Source organism: Parashewanella sp. 2304DJ23-3 (assembly GCF_056591695.1).
In genome coordinates, this window is record NZ_JBWQOH010000044.1 from 1 (window position 1) to 248 (window position 248).

Consider the following 248-nt stretch of genomic DNA (forward strand, 5'->3'; position numbering starts at 1 on the left):
ACCAGTACCGAGGCATCATCCACTGGTGTGACGTTAATGGTCAATGTCGCTGTGGCGCCAGTATCGGTGGTGTAAGTGATGGTCGGTAAGGTGCCGCTCCAATCTTGCGCTGGAGTGAAGCTGTAGCTGCCGTCTGCATTGATAATTAAAGTGCCGCCTGCAACGGGTGTTGAGGTGCCTGCGGCGATCGTCTGTCCATTCACTTCATAACTGACAACGGTCAAGGTGTCGTTATCGACATCGCTGTC

Annotated in this window: 1 protein-coding gene; it reads right to left on the minus strand. The window is 53.6% G+C overall.

The features are described 5' to 3' along the window. Positions 1-248, minus strand: a 248-nt coding sequence (locus AC1EU2_RS18815) for an Ig-like domain-containing protein (RefSeq protein ID WP_480299808.1), incomplete at both ends; no start/stop codon positions are given.